Annotated in this window: 14 protein-coding genes and 2 pseudogenes; 3 read left to right on the top strand and 13 right to left on the bottom strand. The window is 29.9% G+C overall.

The window, feature by feature from the left end:
* Positions 1-23 precede the first annotated feature (23 nt).
* The 8 genes and pseudogenes from QNK89_RS08235 to QNK89_RS08200 all read right to left on the bottom strand — a co-directional run.
* A pseudogene (locus QNK89_RS08235) lies at positions 24-209 on the bottom strand (ACT domain-containing protein); the annotation flags it as partial.
* A gap of 25 nt (positions 210-234) precedes the next feature.
* Complete coding sequence (locus tag QNK89_RS08230) at positions 235-720, bottom strand: ABC transporter ATPase (RefSeq protein ID WP_340170529.1); 486 nt, start codon at positions 718-720, stop codon at positions 235-237.
* Between the two features lie 47 nt (positions 721-767).
* A complete protein-coding gene (locus QNK89_RS08225) occupies positions 768-890 on the bottom strand; it encodes a hypothetical protein (RefSeq protein WP_340170528.1) in 123 nt (40 codons plus the stop codon).
* Positions 891-892: 2 nt separating this feature from the next.
* The gene (locus tag QNK89_RS08220) at positions 893-1,684 is read right to left on the bottom strand and encodes a (Fe-S)-binding protein (protein WP_340170527.1); all 792 of its coding nucleotides are present in this window, start codon (positions 1,682-1,684) and stop codon (positions 893-895) included.
* Between the two features lie 19 nt (positions 1,685-1,703).
* Positions 1,704-2,048 (bottom strand): hypothetical protein, encoded by a 345-nt coding sequence (locus QNK89_RS08215; protein ID WP_340170526.1) that lies wholly within the window; start codon positions 2,046-2,048, stop codon positions 1,704-1,706.
* Between the two features lie 6 nt (positions 2,049-2,054).
* Positions 2,055-3,365, bottom strand: coding sequence for a 4Fe-4S dicluster domain-containing protein (locus QNK89_RS08210; protein WP_340170525.1), 1,311 nt, complete (start codon positions 3,363-3,365; stop codon positions 2,055-2,057).
* A gap of 18 nt (positions 3,366-3,383) precedes the next feature.
* Positions 3,384-4,346 (bottom strand): MlaD family protein, encoded by a 963-nt coding sequence (locus QNK89_RS08205; protein ID WP_340170524.1) that lies wholly within the window; start codon positions 4,344-4,346, stop codon positions 3,384-3,386.
* A 54-nt stretch (positions 4,347-4,400) separates the two neighbouring features.
* Positions 4,401-5,504, bottom strand: a complete 1,104-nt coding sequence (locus QNK89_RS08200) for an N-acetylmuramoyl-L-alanine amidase (RefSeq protein WP_340170523.1) — start codon at positions 5,502-5,504, stop codon at positions 4,401-4,403.
* 87 nt (positions 5,505-5,591) lie between these two features.
* On the opposite strand from QNK89_RS08200, the gene QNK89_RS08195 reads away from it, so the two are divergent.
* Positions 5,592-8,363 (top strand): putative LPS assembly protein LptD, encoded by a 2,772-nt coding sequence (locus QNK89_RS08195; RefSeq protein ID WP_340170522.1) that lies wholly within the window; start codon positions 5,592-5,594, stop codon positions 8,361-8,363.
* Between the two features lie 71 nt (positions 8,364-8,434).
* Complete coding sequence (locus QNK89_RS08190; protein WP_340170521.1) at positions 8,435-8,815, top strand: Rid family detoxifying hydrolase; 381 nt, start codon at positions 8,435-8,437, stop codon at positions 8,813-8,815.
* Here the strand turns inward: QNK89_RS08190 and QNK89_RS08185 are convergent.
* The 5 genes and pseudogenes from QNK89_RS08185 to QNK89_RS08165 all read right to left on the bottom strand — a co-directional run bounded on the left by QNK89_RS08185 (position 8,808) and on the right by QNK89_RS08165 (position 16,697).
* Positions 8,808-9,168 (bottom strand): annotated as a pseudogene (locus QNK89_RS08185) (methylglyoxal synthase). The gene QNK89_RS08190 and the pseudogene QNK89_RS08185 sit on opposite strands and share 8 nt — an antisense overlap.
* Entirely contained in the window at positions 9,168-10,031 is an 864-nt protein-coding gene (locus QNK89_RS08180; protein WP_340170520.1) for an N-acetylglucosamine kinase, read from the bottom strand. Before QNK89_RS08180 ends, QNK89_RS08185 begins: the two are co-directional and overlap by 1 nt.
* Before the next feature lie 93 nt (positions 10,032-10,124).
* Positions 10,125-11,126 (bottom strand): type I glyceraldehyde-3-phosphate dehydrogenase, encoded by a 1,002-nt coding sequence (gene gap / locus QNK89_RS08175; RefSeq protein WP_340170519.1) that lies wholly within the window; start codon positions 11,124-11,126, stop codon positions 10,125-10,127.
* Positions 11,127-11,174: 48 nt separating this feature from the next.
* Positions 11,175-12,161: a 6-phosphofructokinase gene (gene pfkA / locus QNK89_RS08170; RefSeq protein WP_340170518.1), complete on the bottom strand. Its 987-nt coding sequence runs from the start codon at positions 12,159-12,161 to the stop codon at positions 11,175-11,177.
* Positions 12,162-12,305: 144 nt separating this feature from the next.
* Positions 12,306-16,697 carry a translocation/assembly module TamB domain-containing protein gene (locus tag QNK89_RS08165; protein WP_340170517.1) on the bottom strand — a complete coding sequence of 1,464 codons (4,392 nt, stop codon included), beginning with the start codon at positions 16,695-16,697 and terminating at the stop codon, positions 12,306-12,308.
* A 130-nt stretch (positions 16,698-16,827) separates the two neighbouring features.
* On the opposite strand from QNK89_RS08165, the gene tsaD reads away from it, so the two are divergent.
* Entirely contained in the window at positions 16,828-17,850 is a 1,023-nt protein-coding gene (gene tsaD / locus QNK89_RS08160; protein ID WP_340170516.1) for a tRNA (adenosine(37)-N6)-threonylcarbamoyltransferase complex transferase subunit TsaD, read from the top strand.
* Positions 17,851-18,097 lie beyond the last annotated feature (247 nt).

Genomic DNA, 18,097 nt, shown 5'->3' with positions numbered 1-18,097 from the left:
GCTTTAAATAATATATCTTTTTATACTGGAAAAGCACTCGCACCAGCTTCTATTTCAAATAACATTCCTAAGGATAGTGTGTCGTGAATATTTGCTTGACCAATGTCTAAAATTTTCGCGCCATAAGATGCTAAAACATCTGTTATACTTGAAGTTAAGCCTGGTTTATCTTGTCCTGAAATATTTAATAAGAAGATTTCGTTCTTCATAATTTAAAATATATGATAACGAATATTAATTTAGAAACCTGTTGTGCCAACTATCGCTTGCTGGTACTTCCCAATTTTCGTTTAATTCTGCAATATTGGTAACTAAGTTATTAAAAACGATTGTGTTTTTTGAAACCGCTTTTTGTTTAGCCATTGTTCTAAAATCTGTTAATGTTTTATAAGCAACATATTCTCCTTGTTTATAAGACACATTCATTTTATCCATTAAGTATACATTGTACTCTTTTTCTAATTGCTGAATAAAATGTACGGAAGCATCAATACTACAGCCTGTTGCAGATTGTGAGTCTTGATCTACTGCAATAATTATAAAACGTTTGTATCTAATATCGAATCCAGCATTTAAATCGCTTCCATGTGCTATCCAATTTGTAATGAAGATGTTTAACTTTTCTGTTATTTCTTCTAATTCTGTGTCAGAAAAAGAGCGATTGGCTTGATATATCCAGATTTTTGAGTCTTCTGGTAGTGTATTGAATTCTACTAGCATATTTTTATTCATTTTAAATCACAAAAATAGCAATTTACATCCAATCTTTACGCTGTGATTCTACTAGTTTCTTTTCCTATTACTTCTAATAATGATACTTTGGAGTCTATTTGAGCAAACAATCCACTAAAGGCTAATATGCAAATAGATGTTATTATGTTTTTTATCATTTTTATAAATTTTGTGAACTAGCTATTAATTCTGCTATATCCATAACTTTAATATCGTTTTCTTTTTCTTTAACTTTTACTCCATCGCTCATCATGGTCATGCAGTATGGACAACCAGTTGCTATAATATCTGGTTTTGTTTCCAAAGCATCTTCTGTACGAAGCTCGTTTATATCTTTATCTCCTTTTTCTGGTTCTTTAAACATTTGCGCTCCTCCTGCTCCACAACATAATGCTGTAGATTTACTACGTTTCATTTCTAATAAAGTCGCATTTAATGTTTTTAATACTTCTCTAGGTGCATCGTACTCTGAATTTGCTCTACCTAGATAACAAGGATCATGAAATGTAATACGCTTAGATTTAAAGTCACTATCCTTAATTTCAAGTTTTTTAGATGTGATTAATTCTTTTATAAATTGAGTATGGTGTAATACTTCGTAATTACCACCTAGACCAGGATATTCGTTTTTTATACAATTAAAAGAGTGTGGATCGCAGGTTACAATTCGTTTTACTTGGTAGCCATTTAAAACTTCAATATTAATAACGGCTTGCATTTGAAATAAAAACTCGTTACCTGCTCTTTTTGCTAAGTCTCCAGTTGCACTTTCTTCTGTACCTAAGACAGCAAAATTTACTTTTGCTTTGTTAAGTATTTTAACAAAGGCTTTTGTTATTTTTTTTGCTCTATCATCATAACTTCCAGCACTACCAACCCAAAATAAAATATCTGGTGTCTTGCCTTCTGCCATTAGTTCTGCCATTGTTGGCACTATTAGTTGCTCGCTCATGTTATCTATTTTATATGAGTTATTTCTCTTCTTCACGTATTCTTGCAAAGTCTTTTTTTGAAATTCTTATGTAAACAGCTATCTTTTTTTTGCCGTTTTTTAATTTATTTTTTGGATCGTTTTGTTCGCTTTTTGTTCTCCTAATAGCATCCTCTCCTAATAATTTTAACTGGTTTTTAGAACAGTAATCGCAGAACACTTTCTTTAATTTTATTCCAATGGGTTTTCCTGCTTTGTAATCTATTTCTGTATATACTTTTATTTGTAAAGAATCTATACGGAAATCTTGTGCTGTAATAGTTTGAAAAGCACAAAATAATAGTAGAGTAATTAATAATTTATATGTTGATGGTTTTCTTTTCACTTTTTTTTATTCGTCTTTCCAGTTTAATCTGTCCATTTGGTTGTATGGCCAAGGTGCACCATTGTTTTCAATATTTGTCATCATATTGTTAAGTTCCATAGGAGCTGCACTTTCTTCCATTACAAGATAGCTTCGCATTTCCATAATTATATTTAATGGATCTATACTAACAGGACAAGCCTCTACACAAGCGTTACAACTAGTACAAGCCCATAACTCTTCTGGTGTGATGTAATCGTTTAGTAACTGTTTACCATCATCTAGAAAGACACCATTATTTGCATCTATATTTTTACCTACTTCTTCTAGACGATCTCTAGTGTCCATCATTATTTTTCTAGGCGATAATTTTTTACCAGTTAAGTTTGCTGGACATTCGCTAGTACAACGACCACATTCTGTACAAGTATAAGCATTTAATAAATTCACCCAACTTAAATCTTGCACATCACTTGCTCCAAATTTTGCAGGCACTGCATCTGCGTCTTCTTCTGGTGGTGGAGCATATGGATCTGCATCAGGATCCATCATTAATTTAACTTCTTTGGTTACTGCTTCGTTATTTGAAAATTGCCCTTTAGGAGTTAATTTACCATAGTAAGTGTTTGGAAATGCTAGTAAAATATGCAAATGCTTGGAATAATATAAGTAATTTAAAAATATTAGTATTCCTACAATATGTAACCACCAAGCGCTTCTTTCAATAAGATGTAATGTATCTGGATTATCACCAAATAAAGGCGAAATGTATTGACTAATTATATTTCCAGAATCTAATGCTTGAAATGAGGTGTCTGTTGCATTCATTACCAAAAACAAAGTCATTAAAACCATTTCAAAATATAGAATAATGTTACCATCGTTTTTTGGCCAACCTGTCATTTCACTGCTCATAAAACGTTTAAGTTTTATAACATTTCTACGTATCCAGAAAACTACTACAGCAACAAATACTAAAGCAGCTAAAATTTCGAAAGTCCCAATCAAAAAACCATAAATAGATTGTGGTAAAATAATTAAACCTATACGATGTGTGCCAAATAAACCATCGATAATAATTTCTAATACTTCAATATTTATAATTACAAAACCACCGTAAACGACTATATGAAAAAAACCAGATACTGGACGCTTAACCATTTTACTTTGACCTAAAGCAATCATTGCCATATTTTTCCAACGTTGTGGTTTGTTATCGCTAATGTCTTTGTCTTTCCCTAATTTAATGTTACGAAATAGTATTTTTACATTTCTAGCAAAGTAACCTATTCCAGCAATTAGAATAATAGCAAATAGAATGTTTGGTATATAGTTCATGTTGATTACTAGTTGTTTTTATTTTTCTTCTTTTATTTCTTTCCCTTCTGCATCGTATCGTTTTGCTTTTTTTCCAAATAAAGAAAAATGTACATAACGTTTAGGATTAAGTTTCATATCCTCCAGTAATTCTTCCATTTGCTTAGAAGCACCTGCAAGGTTTTGGTATAGTTTTTCGTCTTTTAAAAGCTTTCCAATAGAACCTTCTCCATTTTCTACACTAGTCATTACATTGTCGAATTTTTTAATGGTAGCTTGAAGTTCTTGAACCGTTTTAGCAATATCTACTTCTGCCATTTTATTGGTCATAGTAGTTAAATTTCCAGATGTGGTTTCGAAATTTGTTAAAGTATTGTCTAATTTAGTTTTATTAGAATCTATTAAACTATTTAAAGATTTTGCAGTGGCATTAAAACTCATTACTGTAGCATTAAGACTAGCAATACTGTTTTTTAAATCTGCTTGAGTTTTAGCATCAAAAGTATTATTAAAACCTACCAAAAGCGTATCGGTTTCGCTCATTACTTTTTCTATTTTTTGTTGTAGAGGTGTTAGTCTTTCGTTTACCAGCTCTACTATACCTTCTTTTGTTGAACTTACTAAATAGTCTCCGCTTTTTGCATTTGGTGCGTTATCTTGTGCAGGAATAATTTTAACAGCTTTACCTCCTATAAATCCATTTTGAAACAACTCTGCAGTACTGTTTTTAGAGAATTTAAAGCCTGTTTTCACGCTCATTTTAACTATGAGTACACCAGAATTTTCATCTTCAAAATAAATATCTAAAACTTTTCCTACAGAAAACCCATTTATAATTACTGGTGTAGATGGTTTTAAATCTTCTACATTATCATATTTGGCATAAATAGTCATAGAATCGTCTAAAAGGTTATTTCCTTTAAGATAACTAAAACCAAAAATAAATAGTAAGATTCCTAAAATGGCAAGTATCGCTGTTTTAACTTCTCTGGATATTTTCAAAATAAAAGTGTTTGATTTGGTAACAAAAATAAAATAAATATACTTAGTATAACTTTAATTACTTACACTATTTAGAGCTTTTTGCAAACTAATACGTTTCTCTTCTTTATAGGCAACCACAAAAGCACTTTTAAAGCCTTTTTGTTTCGCTTCGCTTTGCATAGACTTAATCTTATTTAAGTCTGAAGTGTAACCATAAAAATATTTATATAAACTGCCTTCTTTCTCACGAGAAATCTCGTTTAAGCCTTTAAAATTGTAAGATTTTGGTTCTAATTTTTTTGAAGATGCTGCAATTTGAACTTTATAAATAATTTTATTTATAATTTTTTCTTCTGAAACAGTTTCAACATCTTCAGTTTTAATAATGTAATTATTATCTACAATGTTACCATATATTTGTTTTTTATAACTTACAATACCATCTTTAATGGCTTTAGCCATTTCGGTTTGACCTTTTTTAGAGTTTAAATAAGCACCTTCTTTTTTGTAAGTTAAAAATCCTGTTTCTACTAGAACACTTGGCATGTAAGTATTGTGTAATACCCAAAAAACATCTTGTTTTACTTTTCTGTTTTTACGCTTTAGTTTAACCATTTTTTCTTGAATAATATTTGCTAGTAAAATACTATTATCCAAATTTTCTTCAGCTATTGCACTAATACCAATTAAAGATTCTGGTTTATTAGGGTTAAAACCAGAATATTTTTCTTCGTAATTATCTTCAAGGTAGATTACTTCATTCTCTTTTTTAGCTGTATTTAAATTTTGTGAGCTTTTACTTAAACTCATAACAAATGTTCCAGCACCATGAGCTTGATTGGTATAAGAATCGCAATGTACAGATACAAACAAATCTGCATCTGCTCTATTTGCAATAGCAGCTCGTTCTCTTAATTCTATAAACACATCTGTATTTCTAGTATAGATTACTTTAAAATCTGGTATTTTTTCTAAAGCAGCTCCAATTTTTAAAATAATATTTAAAGCTATTGTTTTTTCTCTGTAACCATTTCCTAAATTACCAGGATCTTTACCACCATGTCCAGCATCTAGAACAACAATAAATTTATCTGCATTTTTTTGTGCATTAGCAGAAAGCGATACTGTTAATGTTATTATAATTGATACGAAAAGTGTTTTTAGTCTCGTTTGCATAGTGTTATAATCAGTTTTAAAGGCGTTTAGTATGGAATTATAAAATATATTAAATTGATAAAATAATCATAAAAAATATATGTAATTTTGGGAATTCAAAAACCGAGCCATACTTTAGCAAAAATACATACAAAAGCATTGCGTACAAATAGAATTCATATACTTTTTGCCTTAAGTTTTACAGTGTTTATCAACACTTTTAGCTTTGCCCAAGTTGACTCTAAAACTAAAAGTGTAGAAATTACACCTAGTCTAGAAAAAGAATCTATTGTTGCTCCAAATGTAAATGACACTATTGTTTTACCAATTGAGAAGTCTTTTGTATTAAAAGAGTCTGACTCTACAGAAACAGATTCTATAAAACCAAAACCAGGAATTCTACAAGGTACAGTAACATCTTCAGCAAAAGATTATAATGCTTTTGATAGAAGAGAACAAAAGGCTTATTTATATAATGAAGCCCAAGTAAATTACCTTGACATGGAAATAACTGCTGGTACAATTGTTATAGACTATAGCAAAAACTTAGTTTATGCTGGAAGGTTAAAAGATACCACTGGAGAATATTCGCAAAGACCAGTATTTAAACAAGGAGAAAATATAGTAGAGCCAGACTCTATTATTTTTAATTTTAAGAATAAGAAGGCTCTAATTTTTAATTCGAGAACAGAGCAAGGTGAAATGAAAGTTTTATCTAAATACTCTAAAAAAGAAAATGATTCTGTTTATTACTTAGGGAATATGAGAATTACAACCTCTAAAAACGAAGAAGATCCTGAGTATCATTTTGATGTAAATAAAGCTAAGTTAGTACCTAATAAAAAGATTATAGCAAGTACTGCTCAAATGTTTATTTATAATGTGCCAACTCCCATAGTTGTTCCATTTGCATATTTTCCATTAAATAAAAAACAAACATCTGGTGTTATATTTCCAAGTTTTGGTGAGCAAAACGATAGAGGTTATTTTCTACAAAATGGTGGTTATTATTTTGCTATTAACGATTATGTGGATTTAGCTGTATTAGGAGACTATTATACAAATGGTAGTTACGGTTTACGGTTAGAGAATAATTATAAAAAAAGATATAAGTTTAATGGACGTTTAGGCTTTAGATACGAGAACTTAATTAACAGTGAGCGTGGTTTTCCAGATTATTCTAAAACAACTATTTATAATTTAAGGTGGTCGCATAGTCAGGATTCTAAGTCTAATCCAAGTTCTAGATTCTCTGCTTCAGTAAACTTAGGTAGTAGTAATTATTATCAGCAATCGCAAAATCAAGTTAACACTGCTAGTTTTTTAAATAACACTTTAGCGTCTTCTGTTTCCTATTCTAAAACTTTTAATGGTGAGCCACAAGTAAATATGAGTTTAACAGCATCTCATTCTCAAAATACACAAACAGAAGAAATAAACTTAACACTACCAACCTTTCAAGCTAGTGTTGGTCGTGTTTTCCCATTTGCGCCCAAAGTAGGTTCTAAAAAAGGGATTATTCAAAATATAAACTTACAGTACAATGTAAGAGCAGAAAACAGAATACAAACTACAGACTCTTTGTTCTTTAAAAGTGAAATGTTTGACGATGCAAAAATTGGGATGAAACACTCAATTCCAATTACTACTAACTTTAAAGTTTTTAATTATTTTAGTGTTAGTGCTAACGCTAATTTTGATGAAACCTGGACCTTAAATACCATAGATCGTTTTTACGACAGTACAAACAGCGAAACAGTTACCGAAGATATTAAAGGTTTCGATTCTTATAGAACTTATAATTTCTCTTCTAGTATTGGTACTACTGTTTATGGAAACTTTAATTTTGAAGAAGAAGGAGAAGATAAAAAAATAAAAGCGATAAGACACGTTATGCGTCCTAGTGTTAGTTATAACGTTAATCCTGCTTTCGATAGGTATTATGATTCTTATGAAGTAACAGACATTAATGGTAATAGTATAAGAGAAGATGAGTTTACGCGTTTTGAAGGCAGTTTATTTGGTTCTCCCAACCAAACATATTCTAGTTCTATTGGTTTAGGGCTTAGTAATAATATTGAAGCTAAAGTAAGAGACAAAGACAGTACTAAAACTGAACCAAAAAAGATTATACTTCTAAATAATTTAAATTTCTCTTCATCCTACAACCTTGCAGGCGATTCTTTACGTTTTAGCCCAGTTAGAATGAGTGGTGGCACACAATTATTTGACAATAGAATGAATATAAATTTTGGAGCCACACTTGACCCTTATGCATTAGATAATAACAATAATAAAATAGATGAGTTTAATGTTAAAAATGGAGGAAGCTTATTTAGAATGACCAGTGCAAACTTTACTGTTGGATACAGTTTAAATAGTAAAGGAAATGAAAGAAAGAATAAAACCAGCGATAGAAGTAGAATTGAAACATTAGATAGTGGTGGTCGAGATGATGATTTATTTGGTCAATCTCAAGATTTTGCAGACCAACGTTATGCAGACGAAGATGAAGAAGAAGAAGAAATGGGAGTTCTATATAATTACTCTGTACCTTGGAATATACGTTTAGCTTATGCTGTAAACTACTCTAATGCCAAAAGACAAGATGAAATATCTTCACATTCATTAATGTTTTCTGGAGATATAGAGGTGTCTCCCCGTTGGAGCGTAGGTGCATCTTCTGGTTACGATTTTAAAAACAAAGGATTTTCATATACTCAATTACGTTTTGCTAGAGATTTAATGAGTTGGCGAATGAATTTTAGTTGGATACCTTTTAGTACTAGAAGTTCATGGAATTTCTTTATAGGTATTAAAGCGAATGTATTAAAAGACTTAAAATACGAGAAAAGATTACAACCAGACCAAAGACTATAACAGTTTACTTTTATTAAATAGTATTATAACCACAAATTGTATTAGGTTTAAACCTATATTTAATTAATAAAATGAAAAAAATAATTAAAACAATCCTAGCTCCTAGCCCTATTGGACCATATAATCAAGCTGTTTTAAGCGGCAATACTTTATACACTTCTGGTCAAATTGCTTTACATCCAGAAACAGGAAAATTGGTTCTTGATGATATTTCTAAAGAAACAAAGCAAGTAATGGAAAACATGAAAGCCGTTTTAAATGCAGCAGAAATGACTTTTGAAAATGTAGTTAAAACATCAATTTTTATTAGCGATATGCATAATTTTAATGCTATAAACGCAGTTTATGCTCAGTACTTTAATGAAGCTACTGCTCCAGCTCGAGAAACTTTAGAGGTTGCTAATTTACCTAAATTTGTAAATGTGGAAATTAGTATGATTGCTATTAAATAGCTTTCATAAAAATTTCTACACTAGAGGCATTTGTAGCTAAAGGAACATCGTGCACATCACACAATCGCATAAGCATTAACACATCTGGTTCATGAGGATTTTTTCTAGAGGATCTCTAAAGAAAATAACCATATTGCACTTACCTTCTGCTACTCTATCTGCAATTTGCGCATCTCCACCTAATGGACCGGAAAACATTTTAAGGACTTCGATACCTGCTTTTTTACATTTTTGCCAGTAGTTCCTGCAGATACTAATGAGATTTCCTTTTGTTGTAAAATAGATTTGTGTTCATTTAAAAACTGAACCATCTCTGCTTTTTTACCATCATGAGCAATAATTGCTATTTCCATTAACTTTTCTGTTTTGTATGAAATGCTACTAAACCTTCAATAGGTCTGCGTTCAAAATTACCCGTTTTAAAACCTAACTCTTGTGCTACTTGGTTTATTTCATCTTTACAGAAAAAAGCTATAGATCCTGCAAAATGAACAGGAACCGTTTTTATTTCTTCTTTAAATTGAAGTATCATGTTGTTAGAAAACACTCGAATCCCTTTTTTGATTAGTTCTGTTATATATTCAGAATCTTTATTCAAAATCATGAACTCAGCAAAACTGGCTAAGTATGCATTAGGATTTGGTTGCTTGTAAAGATTGTGTTTTATGTAATCTGCTTCTAAATTATATTTATCTTCAAAAGCAATTTTAATGTTTTCTGGCATGTGATTAAAATAATAATCACGAATAAGTTGCTTTCCGTAATAATTTCCAGAAGCATCATCCATTAAGGTATAACCTAACGAATCTACACGTTGTTCTAATTTATTACCATCATAATAACTACAATTTGATCCAGTTCCTAAAATACAAACTACTGCTGCTTCATTAGGTGTATTTATAGTTGCATAAACTGCAGCCATAGTGTCTTCATTAACTTCTATGTTTGCATTTGGAAAAAATTGCTGTAAAACTATTTTTAAAGCAATTCTAGGATTTTCAGTACCACAACCTGCTCCATAAAAATAGATGTTTGTTACAATTTCCTTATTGGCTATTAGTTCTTTGCTTTTATTTATTGTCTTTCTAAGTTTTTTTTCAGAAAGTATAGCTGGATTTAAGCCTTTGGTTCTAATTTTTTCAAGTAATTGGTTACCATCTTTATCTATAGCTATCCAATCGCATTTTGTAGAACCACTATCTACTATTAATATCATGATTTAAATTTAGTTTAATTATTTAAATAAAAAAAGCGCAATAAAATTTTTAAAAGAAAATTCTAATGCGCTTTTTAGAATATAATATTACTATTATAAATTATTTATTTTTTCAGCTAAATCTACTAATTTATTAGAATATCCAAACTCATTATCATACCAGGATACTAGCTTAAAGAATGTTGGGTTTAACTCTATTGATGCTTCTGCATCGAAAACACTTGTTCTTTCTTCACTAACAAAATCTTGAGATACTACAGCATCTTCAGTATAGCCTAAAACATCTTTCATAGCTCCATTTGATGCACCTTTCATTACTTCTTTTATAGCTTCAATAGAAGTTGCTTTTTTTGTTTTTACAGTTAAATCAACAACAGAAACATCTACAGTTGGAACTCTAAATGCCATACCTGTTAGTTTACCATCTAATTCTGGAATTACTTTCCCTACGGCTTTGGCAGCACCTGTAGATGTGGGAATAATGTTATTTATAGCACTTCTACCTAGGCGATAATTTTTACGTGATGGAACATCTACTGTAAATTGTGTTGAAGTTGCTGCATGAATAGTTGTCATTAATGCTTCTTCTATACCAAAATTATCTTCAATAACTTTCGCAATTGGCGCTAAACAGTTTGTTGTACAAGATGCATTAGATACAATAGTATCTGCAGCAGTTAACTTATTATCGTTTACTCCCATTACAAACATTGGTGCATCTTTACTTGGTGCAGAAATAACTACTTTTTTAGCACCACCTTCTATATGGTAGTTTGCTGTTTCTAATGTTGTAAAAATCCCTGTACAATCTGCAACAACCTCTGCTCCTGGTTCATCCCATTTTAAATTTTTTGGATCTCTTTCTGCCGTTACTCGAATTGTTTTTCCATCGACTACAAGATTTCCATCTTTTACTTCAATAGTACCATCAAATCTTCCATGAACAGAATCATATTTTAATAAATATGCTAAGTGGTTAACATCTAATAAATCATTTATTGCAACAACTTCTACATTGTCACGTTTTACAGTCGCTCTAAAGACAATACGGCCTATTCTTCCAAATCCGTTAATTCCTAATTTTAATTTTGACATAATTCTATATTTTGTTTTTTGCTTCCGTTAATACGGAATGTGTTTTATTTATGTGGTCATAATATCTGACACACGTATTAATTCTTTATTTATTTTAGATTTTCCTTTTACAGCTTTTTCTAAAGGCGTTAAAACTATTTTATCACTTAATAAACCAACCATGTAATTAGATTGCCCTTCCATTAAGCTTTCTACTGCTTTTACTCCCATTCTACTTGCTAAAACACGATCGAAACATGATGGTGAACCTCCACGTTGCATGTGTCCTAAAACTGAAACGCGAACTTCGTATTCTATCATGTTTTCCTCCACATAATCTTTTAATTCGAAAACATTTTTTCCTATTTTGTCTCCTTCAGATACTACAACAATACTTGAGGATTTCCCGGATTTTTTACTACGTCTTAAAGAATCCAATAAACGTTCTAAGCCTAAATCTTCTTCAGGAATAAGAATTTCTTCTGCTCCTGCTCCAATTCCTACATTTAAAGCAATGTGTCCAGCATCTCTTCCCATAACTTCTACAAAAAATAGTCTGTTGTGAGAACTTGCTGTATCTCTAATTTTATCTATACAATCTACTACTGTATTTAAAGCTGTATCGTACCCAAGAGTGTGTGAAGTTCCATAGATATCATTATCTATGGTTCCAGGAATTCCTATAACAGGAAAATTGAATTCTTGGTTGAAAATAAGTGCTCCATTAAAAGTACCATCTCCACCTATTGTAACTAAAGCATCAATACCTTTTTCTATTAAAGCATTATATGCTTTTTTTCTACCTTCAGGTGTTCTAAACTCTTTTGATCTGGCTGATTTTAATACAGTTCCTCCTTTGTTTATTATACCTTTTACATTTCTGGCAGTTAAATCTGTAAAATCACCCTCTATCATGCCTTCATAACCTCTATAAATACCAACGCATTCTATATTATGAAAAGCACAGGTTCTTGCTACAGATCTAATTGCAGCATTCATTCCTGGAGAGTCTCCTCCAGAAGTCATTACTCCAATTTTTTCTATCTTCTTAGACATATAATTACCTTGTTTCTAGCTAAACTAGTAAAGTATTTCTATATAATAACAAGATTTTGATAAAATTTAATAAGCTCTATTTTACTATAACGTTTTAGTTAGTAAGATTGTTAAAAAAGGTTGAATTTTAAGTTATTGGAAGCACTAATCTTTCTTTATTAATTCAAAACCAGGAGGTAATGGCGTGTCTTTATCTACTGTTTTTGGTTCTACTTGATTAGGTGCTTTTTCAGCTACTTTTTTGTTGAATATTTTTCGAAGTAATTCACCAAAAGTATCAAAATCTACAGAGTAGGCAATACCAAGTCCTTGTGTATACCCAATTTCTTCACCAAAATTTCTAATACTATTTTCTCTATTAAAAACAGTTGCTGTTAATGTACCTTCTTCATTTAGTAAAAAATCTACTTGCACATCTCCTGCAATAACAGAGTCTGATGCTCCACCAACAGGTACTCCTACTTTTCCGTTTATTAGAACGCGATCTGTAATTTTTGTTTGCAGTGTAAAACCTACACGATCATCTGTATTATAATCAGGACGACGCTGTCCAGCTTCGTAATTTAGTCCTATCTTAATTTTATTATCAGAATCTGTAAAAATACCATTTATAAGTCCATTTATACGTTCTGCAATAGTACCTGTAAAATTAATGTCTTGTAGTTGCCTGTTAAATCCGCCTGTTGTTAAAAGATATAGTGCCTGATTGTCTTTTACATCTTTAGAGTCTAGTCTATAATTTAACTCAGATTTAATTGTTGAATTAGCATTTGGAAATTCGAATTTAAATTCAGGTTCTGGTCTTTCTAATTGTCCTGTTAAATTGATTTCTAATTCTATAGGAATTGTTCTATTTATTGGGTTGTCTAATAATGGAGATGGATTTGTAGTTGTTTTATATATAGCAAATATATTTATTTCTGCTTCTAATGGATTTCCATTCCATTCTATTACACTTTCAAATGGTTTTACAGTAAATTTTTTCTCAATAATACCACCATATAAAAAATTATAGACACCTTCATATACAATAAAATCCCCATACATATTAAACTTATTATTAGTGTTAATGTTAAAGTTTAAAAAACCGTTTCCACGCCCTTTAATGGTACTACCAGACTCTTTGTCCATAACAATCTCTATTAATGCATCTTGCGTTACATCTAAATCGAAAAAGAGTTCTAATCCAGAAACATTTTCTGTTACAACTACTTCTCCTTTAGACTTTGCAAGTTTTTCTTCTGGAGTTAACCAATATATAAAAGAGTTGTCTCCAAAAGATTCTACATCGCTTAATGGTATGTAAAACTCTGTTCCTGGTTTTGTTTCTGCTTCTGCAGTAATTTTAAGAGCTTCAGTTGGACCAAAAATATTTGCATTTCCTGCTATAAATCCTGTTCCATAATATAAAGATTCGTCTGTTGCTTTAGTGTCAAGAATTAAAAGCCTATCTGTCTCAATTCCTAAATTTAGTCTCCATTTTGCAAAATTAACATGACTTACAATTCCGTCTAATAACCCTTTAGTTCCATGTTTAACATCTGTTAATTTAATATCATTAAAATTAAAATTCTGGTTGTCTAATGTTACAGAAGATTTATCATCAAAATCAAAATCGACATTAAGATATGGTACTTTAAGACCTCCTTTGTTTACACTTAAAGCTCCTTTGAAGTCTGGTTGATTTAAATCACCTACAACGGCGATTTTGCCGGTAACTAGTCCTCTAACATTGCTTAATACAGGTTCTAATAATGGAGAAAGAATATTAATATTAAAATCGTTAAATCGTAACTCTATATCTATAGTTGGATTTACACTAGATATATCGATATCTCCAATTGCTTCGAAGGCATTTTTATCATCATCTTTAATTTTAGCTTTAACACTATAATTAGTTAATGATTGATTACCTTTTATGTTTGCATCGAAAGAACCAAAATAGGTCTCATTAATTTCTAAATCGTATATTGTAATAGATGAACTTGGAAGGTAGCTTCCATTGTTTTGAAGTATATCTAGTTTACCATTTACATTACCTGCTAAACTTAAACTATCTATTCGAGGTGTGATTTTAGCAAGATCAACATTTTTAAAATTAAGTTTTATGTTTTTATACGTAGAATCTTTTACTACACCTTCTAGTCTTATTTCTTCACCTTCATGCCCTAAAACAAATTTTTCAATATTAAAATTGCTAAAACCATTTGCTATCTCAATTTTATTGTACTTGTCGGATGCTTCATTTAATTTCCATAGATTATCCTTAAAAGTAATCTCACTAGTTTTAAAACCGACAACAGAGTTGTCTCTCTCATTTATTGTATGGTAAAAAATTAAATTATAATCATCTGTATTACCACTTCCTCCTTTAAATTCACTGCGCATATATAATGTATCATTTAAAGTCACGTTAATTAAATTAAATTTTGAAACATTATAGAAATTAGTGTTTAGGCTATCGATTTCGACATAAGTATTAAATAGTGGATTTTTATTATCTACTTGAACTTCTATTTTGTTGGCAAAATAATCTAACCATTCAATTTTTGGAGATTTAAAGGTTAAGTTAAACTGTTTTTCATCTGTTTCTACACGGCCTTTAATAAATGTGTTTTTTCCTAATTTTAAATCTGGATAAAACACTTCTACAATTTTATTATAAATTTTAAAATTAAAATTTATAAACTGATCTGTTTCTATAGTGTTTGGAGATTGATTTGTGTATATACTTTTAATAGAGTTCTCGAATAAATCTGGTACATTTTTAAATAAAAATTCTCCTCTCATTGTTCCTTCTACAATGTCTGGTGAGTTAATATTAATTATATGCTCTTTACCTTTAAAACTTGATGCTATAATAAAGTCTTCAAAATAATATTCGCTGTTTTGATTTTTATAACTCGTCTTATTAAAAGTAATATTACCATAAGCATCATCTACGGTTGTACCTTTAATTTTCATTTGTACATTACCCTTAAATATGGACAAAGAATCTCTTTTGTATAGGTTTATCTTGTTTAAATCTGCATATTCAACATTTGCAGAAAAATCGAAAGTATTTAAGGTTGATGATAAATCTGCTAAACCATTAAATTCTAACTTCAGGTTTTTATCATTTGCTACAAGTTTTCCATTAAAAACATTTTGCTTGTAAAGACCATTTACTGAAATATTTTGGTAATTGTATTTGTTATAATTTATTGCGTAAACATCTCCTTTTATTGCAGAACTTAAATTTTCTTTTTTAAATCCAAAACCGTCTACATCTAAGTTTGAGGATATTTGACCTAAATTAGGATCTTCAAGAAAGGCACCTATATTAAATTGATCGAATATTATATTTCCTTTGTATGTAGTATGATGTATATTGTCTACGTCTGTTAATATTAAATTAGATTTAACGAAGCCTAATGTAGTATTTATGTTTAAATCTGCATTAATTATTGTAGGAGTAATATTTATTGTTCCTTTTATTGTAAAATCTCCAAGAGTATCAAATATAGAAGGGATTGAAGCACCTAGTACATTTGGAAGCAACCGTTTTAAATCTTTGTAATTAGATGTTAAGTTTGAGAATTGGCCAGACATAGCAAAGTTATTATCTTCACTATTTAAAAGATTTTTAAAAGTAATATCACCATAAATTTTAGTACGGGAACTTGTGTTTAGATTTAAGTTTGACAGCTTTAAATCGTTTAAAGTCCCAGAAACATCTGTATTAAAACGAGTGCGTTGGTTAACACCAAATTCATCATAAAAAACATTTAATTCGTCTAGTGCAATATTAGCATCGCTAAAGCGTGCTTGTACTTTAACTTTGTTTTTAAAATCTTTAAAATCTTCTCGATTGTAATTAAAAATTAAATTTCCTTTAAGAGATGAGTTTTTTGTTTTTAAATTAAGATTATTAAAAGCCATATTTTCAAGTGTGTACTCGAAATTTGTAGACATATTTTGTATAATAAGTCCACGACTATCTTGAAAAGACAATGTATTAATACGTGAACTAACATCGCTTCCGTTTATAAGAAAATTAGTGGCATTAATATCTAATTTATCGAATTCAATAATTTTTGGTGTTTCTTTATTTTCATCGATTAACCTAAATAAACCATTATAAATAGTGACATCACTAGAAGATAAAAGGGAGGTGCTTTTTTCTGGTCTTGGATTTTCATCATCAAATCTTGCAACAAAGTAATCGAGGTTAGTATCTGTTTCACCTTTATAAGTTACTACATTAAAAATAACATCTTCAATATCAATGTCTCCAAAATTCAGGGTTCCATCTACTAAATTCCTGAAGTTTAGTATTGAAGTGTTTAATTCTGTAGCACTTATAAGTGTGTCTTTTTTAAAATCACGAATTAATATTTCTTTAAGTTCAACATCTCCATTAAACTGCAAACCTACTTTACCAATTGTTATGTCTGTTTTAAAATCTTCATTAATCCATTCTGTTGCATAGTTACCTAATTTAGTTTGGACTACTGGAATAGATAAAACCAACACCAAAATGATGAAGAGTAACAATAAAATTGCTAACAGTTTACCTACTATTTTTAGAAAGTTCTTAATGAGAAATTTAAGTTTAAAAAACTACCTTTGTTAATGTGATTAATTTCAAACCAAAATTAACAATTATAATGCCGAATATTTACTAATGTCCTCACAAAATATTTATATACTAGCTATAGAGTCTTCTTGCGATGATACTTCTGCTTCTATACTCTGCAATGACACTGTTTTAAGTAATATTGTTGCCAACCAAAAAATTCATGAAGAATTTGGTGGTGTTGTACCAGAACTAGCTTCTAGAGCACACCAACAAAATATTATTCCTGTAGTACATCAAGCCTTAAAAAAAGCAAATATTACAAAAGAGCAGTTACATGCAATAGCCTTTACTAGAGGTCCTGGATTAATGGGTTCTTTATTAGTAGGTACTAGTTTTGCTAAATCTTTTGCTTACGGTCTAAACATACCTTTAATAGATGTAAACCATATGCAGGCTCATATTTTAGCGCTTTTTATAACAGAAAAGGATTTTACAAAACCAACATTCCCGTTTTTAGGAATGACAATCTCTGGAGGTCATACTCAAATTGTAAAAGTAGAAAGTTACTTTAACATGGAAGTTATTGGTGAAACAATTGATGATGCTGTTGGTGAAGCTTACGATAAAAGTGGGAAGATTTTAGGCTTAGGTTATCCTGCAGGACCAGAAATAGATAAACGAGCACAATTAGGAAACTCAAAAGCATTCCAGTTTACTAAACCAAAAGTTGAAGGTTTAAATTTTAGTTTTTCTGGTTTTAAAACAGCTGTATTATACTTTATCCAACGTGAAGTTAAAAAGAATCCAAATTTTGTAGAAGAAAATCTAAACGATATTTGTGCATCTATACAATATACTATCATTGGTATTTTAATCGATAAATTAAAATTAGCAACCAAAAAAACTGGGATAAAACACATTGCTATTGGTGGTGGCGTTTCTGCTAATTCTGGAATTAGAAAAGCTTTAAAAGAAGGTGAAGCAAAATTTGGATGGACAACCTATGTTCCAAAATTTGAATATACTACAGATAATGCTGCCATGATAGGTATAGTAGGTTATTTAAAATATTTGGAGAACGACTTTGCAAAAAGTGATGTTATGGCTTCTTCTAGATTAAAAATATAAAATTTGTGACTTATAATTTTGCGTTTTATTTTAATAACTACTTTATATTTTTTTTAATGAAGTTTTTTTTAAGCGACTAACAGATTTTATTTTTATTCTTATTTCATGGATTATTCGTTTAATAATATTTATTGCTTTTGCCTATTTAATTTGGCTATTTATAGATTTATATATTATTCGTAAAATAGAATGGGCTAATTCCTTATAATTTTTTTGCCTATCGTTTTTAATAAAAATTTAAATTAAA

Source organism: Lacinutrix sp., from assembly GCF_037625555.1.
Lineage (GTDB): Bacteria > Bacteroidota > Bacteroidia > Flavobacteriales > Flavobacteriaceae > Lacinutrix.
Note: the sequence above shows the minus strand (reverse complement) of the source record. Positions and strands in the feature narration are given on the sequence as shown.

What these genes read in the sequence shown, in the direction of transcription:
- QNK89_RS08225 (WP_340170528.1), bottom strand. Translation starts at nt 890, where the DNA reads ATGATAAAAAACATAATAACATCTATTTGCATATTAGCCTTTAGTGGA.
- QNK89_RS08200 (WP_340170523.1), bottom strand. Translation starts at nt 5,504, where the DNA reads ATGCAAACGAGACTAAAAACACTTTTCGTATCAATTATAATAACATTA.
- QNK89_RS08230 (WP_340170529.1), bottom strand. Translation starts at nt 720, where the DNA reads ATGCTAGTAGAATTCAATACACTACCAGAAGACTCAAAAATCTGGATA.
- tsaD (WP_340170516.1), top strand. Translation starts at nt 16,828, where the DNA reads ATGTCCTCACAAAATATTTATATACTAGCTATAGAGTCTTCTTGCGAT.
- QNK89_RS08210 (WP_340170525.1), bottom strand. Translation starts at nt 3,365, where the DNA reads ATGAACTATATACCAAACATTCTATTTGCTATTATTCTAATTGCTGGA.
- gap (WP_340170519.1), bottom strand. Translation starts at nt 11,126, where the DNA reads ATGTCAAAATTAAAATTAGGAATTAACGGATTTGGAAGAATAGGCCGT.
- QNK89_RS08190 (WP_340170521.1), top strand. Translation starts at nt 8,435, where the DNA reads ATGAAAAAAATAATTAAAACAATCCTAGCTCCTAGCCCTATTGGACCA.
- pfkA (WP_340170518.1), bottom strand. Translation starts at nt 12,161, where the DNA reads ATGTCTAAGAAGATAGAAAAAATTGGAGTAATGACTTCTGGAGGAGAC.
- QNK89_RS08220 (WP_340170527.1), bottom strand. Translation starts at nt 1,684, where the DNA reads ATGAGCGAGCAACTAATAGTGCCAACAATGGCAGAACTAATGGCAGAA.
- QNK89_RS08180 (WP_340170520.1), bottom strand. Translation starts at nt 10,031, where the DNA reads ATGATATTAATAGTAGATAGTGGTTCTACAAAATGCGATTGGATAGCT.